We start from the raw sequence: 8,864 nt of genomic DNA, 5'->3' as shown, positions 1-8,864 counted from the left end.
ATACCAAATTGATGTGCAGGGTGATGCCGGCATGATTGACAAAGGCGCGGAAAAACTCTTCAACTAGCTCTGTATCAAACGAACCGACTTTATCTTTTAGCCCGGAGACGTGATAGACGAGATACGGACGGCCGCTGATATCGACTGAAACAAACGACAGTGCTTCATCCATCGGTATTGTCGCCGTGGCATAGCGGGTGATGCCTGCTTTATCACCAAGCGCCTCCTTGAATGCCTGCCCTAGAACAATCCCTGTATCCTCCACTGAGTGATGCTGGTCAACATCCAAATCGCCATTACAGTCTATCGTCAGGTCAAAAAGCCCGTGTTTGCTCATCAGTGTCAGCATATGATCGAAAAAGCCGATACCGGTTTCGATGTCTGAAGTGCCATTGCCGTCCAGGTTCCAATTGGCTGATATCGCTGTTTCGGTTGTATTCCGATTGATCGTGGCTTTACGCATCGCCCTCATCCTTTCTGATTTGAATTGATTTGGCATGTGCTGTGAGTCCTTCCGCGTTGGCAAGGGAGATGATCTCCGCGTAGACCTGGTTAAGGGCCGCTTTGGGATAGTGAATAACACTTGATTTTTTGACAAAATCGTACACACCAAGCGGCGAGGAAAAAGCTGCTGTGCCGCTGGTCGGCAATGTATGATTCGGTCCGGCCACATAATCACCCAACGGTTCAGGTGAGTCATCACCCAGAAAAATCGCACCAGCGTTAGTAACCTTCGAGAAGTTTTCAAACGGTTGGCGGATCATCAGCTGCAAGTGCTCCGGTGCAATCCTGTTGGCAACATCAAACGCTTCAGTAAGTGTTTCTACCATTATGATGCGGCCGTTTTGCGCCAATGACTGGCCCGCTATAACTTTCCGTTCGAGCTGTTCTGTTTGCCTGGTTAGTTCCTCCTTAACACTATCCGCGACATGGCCGCTGGTGGTGATGAGTAACGGGCGTGCCTGTTCATCGTGTTCCGCCTGGGACAAAAGATCTGCCGCCACATAACGGGGTTGTGCCGTCTCGTCAGCAATGATGCAAATTTCACTTGGTCCGGCAATCATATCAATGTCAACATCACCGAACACCCATTTCTTTGCACGGGCCACATAGGCATTGCCGGGACCGACAATTTTAAAGACCCTGTCAATTGTTTCGGTGCCATAAGCCAGTGCTGCAATCGCCTGAGCACCACCGACTTTATAAATGGCTTGAACGCCAGCTTCTTTTGCTGCTGTCAGGACATATGGGCTGATTTTTCCGTCAGCATTTGGTGGTGTTGTGATGACAATTTCTTTAACACCCGCCAGCTGGGCAGGGATGACATTCATCAGGACGGAAGATGGGTAGGAAGCTTTTCCGCCGGGAATGTAAACGCCGATCCGTTCAATCGGGGTTACTTTCTGACCAAGTGTTATGCCCCCTGTCTGATTCATGAACCAGGACTGTTCCTTCTGATTGGAGTGAAACGCGGTGATATTTTCCCGGGCTTTTCGGATCGCTCGTTTAAATTCATCGCTCACCCTTTTTTCCGCCTCCAAAAATTCCGCTTCTGAAACAGCCATCGTACCAAGCCTGACACCATCAAATTTCTCAGTCAGGTCCAATAGTGCTTTGTCCCCGGCTTTTTTCACCTCAGAAATAATGTCCAATACGGATGCATCCAATTGGCTGTTATCGGTTTGTTCTGTTTGGATTTGCAGGTTCTGTAAAAAATCCCTGGCTTTAATAAGCTTCATTTTGCGTCACTCCAAACCAATTTGTAAAGTATTGATAAAAGCATGCACGCTCTCAGACTTGGTCGTAAAGCTTGCTTTGTTGACGATTAACCTGGTGCTGACTGACTCGATCTCTTCAAGGATTGTCAGCCCGTTTTCCCGGATCGTATTGCCTGTTTCCACAATGTCCACAATCACATCAGCCAGGCCTATGATGGGTGCAAGTTCCACGGAACCATTTAACTTGATCGTTTCGATGGGGACGCCTTTTTTATGAAAGTGGCTTTTCGCAACGGTCGGATATTTGGATGCGACCGTTAGCACATTCTTTGTCGGCGACTGTCCGTTATTAAAACCGGCAACGGCAAATTTGCATTGGCCCAGTTTCAAATCAAGGATTTCATAAATGTCCGCCTGGGATTCCATAATGTTGTCTTTACCGACGATCCCCAAATCTGCAGCCCCGTTTTCCACATATGTCGGGACATCAACGGCTTTGACGAATATGAGTTTAATTAGGCTTTCAGTATCATAAAAAACCAGTTTTCTGGAATTTTCGCTGAAATCATCGAAATGAATGCCTGCTTTTTCCAATAGCTTGATGGAATCTTCAGCTGTTCGTCCTTTTGCAAGTGCCAATGTCATCGTGCTCACTCAGTTATCCCTCATTTCTATTTGCAGCAGGTGTTCCAGTTCACTGATGCTTTGAAATGTCCGTTGCTTCGTCTGATGGATAAGTAATGACGCTTCTTTGGTGAAGTGAACGGTGTATCTGCTCGGTATGCTGCCATTATCATGGCTCTGCGTCAGCACCTGATAGCCTGCATTCCGTAGTTGGGTTGCGGCCGGCAGGGCAGCATTGATTGTGTTTTGATCGTAATAAATGCCAACGTCAACCGTGTTCTCCATCTCTGTTTCCTGTTCGTCCGCTTTCCTGGCTTCCAGCAAATAATCGATAATACAGCCAAATCCAATCGCCGGCATGTCAGCACCGAATTGTTCAGTTAGATCATTATATCTGCCGCCCATCAAAACAGGTTTGCTGTAGCCGGTTATATACCCCTGGAAAATAACGCCGGAATAATAGGCCATGTGATTAATCAGACCGAGATCAAAAACAACGCAATCTTCAACGTCATACGCCTTAAAAAGGTCATAAACCGCTTTCATATAGTCAATTGTCTGTTTCATGTTGTCATTCAGTGTAATCTCCGACGCTTTTTCCATAACACGTTCCGGATCGCCATATAACAATGGTATCGCTTGGATGGCCTCGACAATCGTTTCTCCCACAGAAAGACTATCCAGAAATGGCCCAATCTCGATCAGGTTTTTCGATTGGATCAGTTCCTGCAGCTTTTCCAATTCTTCCGGTGAAATCGGCAATCCGTCTATTAAATCTTTAAAAAAACCGGCATGACCGATCTCGATTTTAAATTGATCAAACCGTAAATCGTTTAATATATGAACGGCGAGCGCAATCATCTCTGCGTCATTTTCCGGTGTATCATCACCAAAGCATTCAACGCCTGCCTGGGTGAATGCTTTATGATGACTTTGATTTTTGGGCTGTCGGAAAATATCCTGCACGTAAAACAGTCTGTGGTATGTTGTTTTTTCGGTTGCCATTTGTCGTGCAATCGGAATCGTCGCATCAGGTCTCAGTACGAGGACATCACCTGAAGGATTGATTGTTTTAATCATGTCATGTTTTTGGACTGTCCCGATCACGGATGAATACATGTCGTAGTCCTGGAATACGCTTGTTCCTGATTCCTGAAAACCATAGGTATGGAAACGATTTTTAATGGTTGTCAGCATACGATTTTGAAGCTGATAATCCGTTTGACTCAGGTTGTGTTCGCCGCTGGTTATATAGGGCCGCATGTCAAAAAACTCCATTCAAATCATGCTTTATTACTTTATTACTTTATCTAATTAAAGTTATTTAATATTTTAGACAGAACTGAAGAAAAAGTCAACAGTGAAAATGGATTTTGTGATCATGGAAGCGATTTAGCATTAAAATGTCATATAAATTCCATAGACAATGAGGCATAGAAGACGGCTTAGTGCTATAATAAATAGAGGCATGGTTGTTCACTAATTCAATTTTTGCAGCTGGTGTTAAATATGAAACGGGTAAAAAAATTATTGCTGATTATAGCCGGATCAATCTCATTGGGACTCGGGGTGCTGGGAATCATTTTGCCGCTTTTGCCGACAACACCTTTGCTATTGCTGGCAGCAGCATGCTATGTCAGAAGTTCGGAAAAACTATATCATTGGCTGATTACGAATAAATACTTTGGATCCTATATTCAAAATTACCGGGATGGAAAGGGGATACCCCTAAAGGCAAAAGTGATAGGTGTTTCGGTATTATGGCTGGCGATGAGTTATACGATTCTGTTTATCGTACCACTGCTGATCATCAAAATACTGCTTGCTGGCATCGGTGCCTATTTTACGTGGTTTATTTTAAAACAAAAAACATTGCGGCACGATGAATCTATTCAGAAGGGTTAGGTTTATGCAGAAGAAACATGTTATCGGGACTATCCTGTTGTTCACTTTAGCAATCTGGATCCTGAATTGGCTCTATGCACCTGACAGGACAATGTCAGAGGGACATGTTAAAAGTTCAACAGTGTTTGTGCATGGTTATAAAGGAACACAAAATTCGTTTAAGAATATGCTGCAACGATTTGAGCATCAGTATGGCTGGGGACAGACATCCTTGGTTTACAGGGTGTCACCGGCAGGCAATCTGGATGTGAATGTATATAAACGGGACAGCGGAAAAGTCAATGGACCTGTATTTGTTCAAGTTATTTTCGAAAATAATCGGGCCAGCTTTCACGATACTTCTGCATGGCTGGCAAAACTGCTGGCACATATGAAGGAAACATTCCAGATCGAAACAGTTAATTTAGTCGGCCATTCAATGGGCGGTCTTGTCTCGATGAATTATATTGAAACATATCAGGATGAAGAAGTATACCCAACGGTCGATAAACTGATCGCAATCGGCAGTCCGTTTGCCGGCATATACAGTAAAGGCTATTTTCGCATCCATCATGATCCGGCTGCGGAAAATCTGAAACCTGATTCGTACGCACTAAAAAAGCTTCGTTTGAATAAAGATGTTATACCGGAACAATTGGAAGTTTTAAGTATTGGAAGTACAGGTGATCCCATTGCAGTACCAGAAAGTGTCGGGTTCATCAAACATATTGTGTCTGAAGACCAATTAACCTATGAAATGATTCAAGATGATACACTGGGACATAGTGCATTGCATGAAGACCCCCGAGTTGATAAAATGGTTTATTCCTTTCTTAATTATGTCAAGTGAAACTGCATTCAGTGGAGTGCATTTTCTCCACTGAAGAAGGGAGCAAAGGCTAATATCGCAACGTCGTGTTGCAACGCCTTTGTGACTTTCTTCCTGCAGGCCCGAACCGAATCGGGCATTGAGGGTGAGTTAACCGCCATATTCTGGCGGGTTACTGACCGTTACATGCGGGATAAAAGATAGAGAACTACAAAGGATTGATGTTTGTGATAAATGACCACCATACGTTTGAGCAGCTGAAGAACATAACATCACCGGAAAATGTGATGAAGGACGAATATTTGTATAAACATACGTACACACGCCTGGGTGGAAAAGCTGATTTCTATGTAACCCCTGAAACATACGAACAAGTACAGGCGATTGTTAAACTTTCCATAAAAGAAAACATACCCTTCACGCTGCTTGGTAATGGTTCTAATTTGATTGTAAAGGACGGCGGAATCCGCGGTATTGTTTTGAATTTAGGCCGCTTGGCAGATATAAATATCGATGGTACAAAGCTTGTCGCACAAAGCGGCGCCAGAATCATTGATGTTTCACAGAAAGCTTTGTCTCATTCATTAACTGGACTTGAATTCGCATGCGGCATTCCGGGATCGGTCGGCGGTGCACTATTTATGAATGCCGGTGCATACGGCGGTGAAATCAAAGATGTTCTGGAGAGCGCGATTGTTGTGGATACGAAAGGGAATCTGCTTCATTTAGCCGCTGATGACCTTGATTTGGAATACCGTTCCAGCAACATACCGGATAAAGGGTATATTGTGCTGGAAGCAAGATTTTCGATGAAACCGGGCACATATGAGGATATCAAAGCCGTAATGGATGATTTGACATTCAAACGTGAATCCAAACAGCCGCTTGAATATCCGTCATGTGGAAGTGTGTTTAAGCGTCCGCCGGGTTACTTTGCAGGAAAATTGATTCAGGACAGTAAGCTGCAGGGAAAACAGATCGGTGGAGCACAGGTGTCATTGAAACATGCTGGCTTTATCATCAACCTGGATGGTGCATCAGCAACGGAATACATTAATCTGATCCATTTTGTCCAGGATACGGTGAAAGCAAAATTCGGTGTGAGCCTCGAACGTGAAGTAAAAATTATCGGAGAGGACCCGGTAGAATAAGTATTTTTGGCCTGCATGATGCGGGTCACAAAGCGTTGTAATAGGACAAGGAAAGCGACGCATCACACGAAGAAATGTTTTTTTTCGTGGACGTGGCGTATTTAGCTTTTACTTTTTATCTTTGCGGAGGAATAGCGCGCCGCTGAATTAAGTTTGACGCTTTAAAACAGACTAGACGTAAAAATACTGACCCGCTAGCAATCGGGTCAGCATTTTTATAATATCTAGGATCTGAAACGGTGCAGGAAGCTTTGCAGCCGTTCGTTAGTGGAATTTTCCAGTACATCTGCCGGCGGTCCTTGCTCGGCAATCACACCATTATCAAGAAATAAAACGCGATCAGCAATGTCACGGGCAAATTCCATTTCGTGGGTAACCAGGACCATTGCCATTTCGCCTTCTTTGGCGATGTCACGGATAACCTCTAATACTTCCCCGACCAGTTCAGGGTCAAGTGCGGATGTGACCTCGTCAAATAACATGACTTTCGGACGCATGACGAGTGCGCGGGCCATTGCCACACGCTGTTTTTGACCGCCTGACAGCTGACTTGGATAATGATCAAGCTTATCACCAAGTCCCACTTTTTCGAGCATTTCAATGGAACGCTGTTTTGCCTCTTTCTTATCAACTTTTTGCACATGCACCGGTGCTGCCATACAATTCTCGAGAATGGTCATATGCGGGAACAGGTTAAAATGCTGAAAAACCATTCCGATATCGCCGCGTACTTGTCTCAAATGTTTTTCATTGGCAGGTACAAGCTCGCCATTTTTCTCCATATGCCATAAATTCTTGCCGTCAACAATGATATCGCCGGATGTTGGTTCTTCCAGTGTCATCAGCATGCGGATGATCGTTGTTTTCCCGGATCCGCTTGGCCCGATAACGGCTACTTTTTCAGCCGGTTTGATATCCAGGTTAATCCCTGTCAAAACTTCTGTATCACCAAACGATTTATGAACATCTTTATAACTTACAATTGCTTCAGTCATTATGATACAGCTCCTTCCTTTTCTTCTTCTTTCATTGGTTTACTGCCGGTCGGTTCTTTTTTATCAAAGCGTCGGTTCATTTTACGCTCCAGTTTATTGATCAATATAGCTGACGGATAACTTAAAACAAGGAACAGAATGGCCACAATGGTTAAAGGCTCAAGATACCTGAAGTTTGCTGCCCCATAAGCGTTTGCCAGATTCAATATCCCTGCAACCCCAATCGTTGATGCCAATGGAATTTCTTTGAACATAATAATCAAATAATTCCCAAGCATCGGTATAGTTGGCGGGATGGCTTGCGGTAATATGATTTTGGTCCATTTACGTCCTGTTGAAAAGTTAAGCGCCCTGGCTGCTTCCCACTGGCCTTTGTCCACTGCTTCAATACCTGAGCGATACACTTCACCGATATACGTGCTGAAATGAATCCCCAGGCCAAGAATAGCACTCGTGAACGGATCGAGGGCAAAACCGACAACCGGCACCATTGGCCATGCATAGAAAATGAAAAATAGCTGAACCAGGGGTGGTGTTGACCGTATAAATTCCATGATCCATCTGAACAGCCATGCTAAAGGTTTAATTCGAATGCTGTTCAGGAATGTCCAGACAAAGCCAAATATGAGTGAGAATAAATAAGTGGCAATCGTTAGTCCTAATGTAATTCCAAGTCCTTCGAGTACAATCGGGAAAGCATCAAAGAATGTATCCCATTGCCAGTTGCTGCCATTCATTAGCTAGCCACCCCTTTCTTCGACGCATCTTCCATTTTTCTGGTCAGCCATATTAACGGCAGGGCCATAATGAAATAGAATACAAGCACTAAGAAATAGACAGTTGGTGCTTGTGACAGATTGCTGCTCCGTAAAATATCACCATAGTATAAAATATCGGTCATACCAATCAGTGAAACAAGAGATGTCGCCTTGAGCATTTGAATGAGGTAGTTGCCGAATTCCGGGAGCATCATGCGGACGGCCTGAGGAAAAATGACCAGACGCATACGCTGGAAACGCGACATATTGAGTGCTGTCGCAGCTTCCGTCTGCCCCTTTGCAACGGCCAAAATTGAGCCACGTACAATTTCGGACATATAGGCACCATAGTTCAGAGCAATCGCAAGTACACCTGCGAGATAATCACTTCCCAAATCGATTCCAAATAATATCGGCAATGCATAGAACAGCCAGAATAGCTGTACGATCAATGATGTTCCGCGGAAAATTTCAACATAAAATGTGGTTAAGTATTTAATGATCGGATTTTTAGATAAACGACAGAAGCCAGCAATAAATGCCATTAAATATCCGAGAATAATAGAACCAATCAATACTTGAATTGTTATTCCCACACCTTGCATCAGGACAGGAAATATCTCAGAAATGTTCTCAGCAATGGTGTTAATAATAATCACTCCTTTTAGAAGTTGTTTAAAAAGTCCGGTAAAAATAACACACCGATCAGAGGACCTTATGCTAAAACCGTCCACGACAATCGCCAACGCAGAACTCGCCACACCCTGTGGAAGCCCGCTGCTCCAAACTATGCCGCTTTGAACTTCTCGGTCTTTTTATCCTCCTTTTTGAACACGGACTTTTGGTTTCATATGATATGCCATAAAATAATAGGGTCAGACCCCCTGGGTGAGGGAGCCGGACCC

General features: G+C 44.1%; 10 protein-coding genes. 3 read left to right on the top strand and 7 right to left on the bottom strand.

Features of this window, described 5'->3' with window-relative positions:
• The 4 genes from hisB to VK080_RS03850 form a co-directional block, all read right to left on the bottom strand.
• Positions 1 to 463, bottom strand: a 463-nt coding sequence (hisB, locus tag VK080_RS03865; protein WP_324223461.1) for an imidazoleglycerol-phosphate dehydratase HisB, incomplete at its 3' end; no start/stop codon positions are given.
• Positions 456 to 1,739, bottom strand: coding sequence for a histidinol dehydrogenase (hisD, locus tag VK080_RS03860; protein ID WP_324223460.1), 1,284 nt, complete (start codon positions 1,737 to 1,739; stop codon positions 456 to 458). The genes hisD and hisB, both read right to left, overlap by 8 nt.
• 6 nt (positions 1,740 to 1,745) lie before the next feature.
• Positions 1,746 to 2,363 (bottom strand): ATP phosphoribosyltransferase, encoded by a 618-nt coding sequence (hisG, locus tag VK080_RS03855; RefSeq protein ID WP_324223466.1) that lies wholly within the window; start codon positions 2,361 to 2,363, stop codon positions 1,746 to 1,748.
• A gap of 9 nt (positions 2,364 to 2,372) precedes the next feature.
• On the bottom strand, positions 2,373 to 3,605 hold the full coding sequence (locus VK080_RS03850; protein ID WP_324223459.1) for an ATP phosphoribosyltransferase regulatory subunit: 1,233 nt from the start codon (positions 3,603 to 3,605) through the stop codon (positions 2,373 to 2,375).
• A gap of 246 nt (positions 3,606 to 3,851) precedes the next feature.
• On the opposite strand from VK080_RS03850, the gene VK080_RS03845 reads away from it, so the two are divergent.
• The 3 genes from VK080_RS03845 (at position 3,852) to murB (ending at position 6,206) form a co-directional block, all read left to right on the top strand.
• The gene (locus VK080_RS03845) at positions 3,852 to 4,247 is read left to right on the top strand and encodes a YbaN family protein (protein ID WP_324223458.1); all 396 of its coding nucleotides are present in this window, start codon (positions 3,852 to 3,854) and stop codon (positions 4,245 to 4,247) included.
• Between the two features lie 4 nt (positions 4,248 to 4,251).
• A complete protein-coding gene (locus VK080_RS03840) occupies positions 4,252 to 5,076 on the top strand; it encodes an alpha/beta fold hydrolase (protein ID WP_324223457.1) in 825 nt (274 codons plus the stop codon).
• Between the two features lie 200 nt (positions 5,077 to 5,276).
• On the top strand, positions 5,277 to 6,206 hold the full coding sequence (murB, locus tag VK080_RS03835) for a UDP-N-acetylmuramate dehydrogenase (protein WP_414672211.1): 930 nt from the start codon (positions 5,277 to 5,279) through the stop codon (positions 6,204 to 6,206).
• Positions 6,207 to 6,430: 224 nt separating this feature from the next.
• Here murB and ehuA read toward each other — a convergent pair whose 3' ends face one another.
• From ehuA to ehuC, 3 genes are read right to left on the bottom strand one after another with little or no spacing between them, the layout of a single operon-like run.
• Positions 6,431 to 7,201 (bottom strand): ectoine/hydroxyectoine ABC transporter ATP-binding protein EhuA, encoded by a 771-nt coding sequence (gene ehuA / locus VK080_RS03830; RefSeq protein ID WP_324223455.1) that lies wholly within the window; start codon positions 7,199 to 7,201, stop codon positions 6,431 to 6,433.
• Positions 7,201 to 7,938: an ectoine/hydroxyectoine ABC transporter permease subunit EhuD gene (ehuD, locus tag VK080_RS03825; RefSeq protein ID WP_324223454.1), complete on the bottom strand. Its 738-nt coding sequence runs from the start codon at positions 7,936 to 7,938 to the stop codon at positions 7,201 to 7,203. The genes ehuA and ehuD overlap by 1 nt, the downstream gene beginning before the upstream one ends.
• Positions 7,938 to 8,600 (bottom strand): ectoine/hydroxyectoine ABC transporter permease subunit EhuC, encoded by a 663-nt coding sequence (gene ehuC, locus VK080_RS03820; RefSeq protein ID WP_324223465.1) that lies wholly within the window; start codon positions 8,598 to 8,600, stop codon positions 7,938 to 7,940. The genes ehuD and ehuC overlap by 1 nt, the downstream gene beginning before the upstream one ends.
• Between the last annotated feature and the right edge of the window lie 264 nt (positions 8,601 to 8,864).

The sequence above is a fragment of the Lentibacillus sp. genome (assembly GCF_035301925.1).
GTDB lineage: Bacteria > Bacillota > Bacilli > Bacillales > Amphibacillaceae > Lentibacillus.
This window is presented reverse-complemented; position numbering and strand designations above follow the sequence as displayed.

Coding starts and splice junctions, on each gene's coding strand:
- VK080_RS03850 (WP_324223459.1), bottom strand. CDS start 3,605: ATGCGGCCCTATATAACCAGCGGCGAACACAACCTGAGTCAAACGGAT.
- ehuD (WP_324223454.1), bottom strand. CDS start 7,938: ATGAATGGCAGCAACTGGCAATGGGATACATTCTTTGATGCTTTCCCG.
- VK080_RS03840 (WP_324223457.1), top strand. CDS start 4,252: ATGCAGAAGAAACATGTTATCGGGACTATCCTGTTGTTCACTTTAGCA.
- hisG (WP_324223466.1), bottom strand. CDS start 2,363: ATGACATTGGCACTTGCAAAAGGACGAACAGCTGAAGATTCCATCAAG.
- ehuA (WP_324223455.1), bottom strand. CDS start 7,201: ATGACTGAAGCAATTGTAAGTTATAAAGATGTTCATAAATCGTTTGGT.
- VK080_RS03845 (WP_324223458.1), top strand. CDS start 3,852: ATGAAACGGGTAAAAAAATTATTGCTGATTATAGCCGGATCAATCTCA.
- hisD (WP_324223460.1), bottom strand. CDS start 1,739: ATGAAGCTTATTAAAGCCAGGGATTTTTTACAGAACCTGCAAATCCAA.
- murB (WP_414672211.1), top strand. CDS start 5,277: ATGTTTGTGATAAATGACCACCATACGTTTGAGCAGCTGAAGAACATA.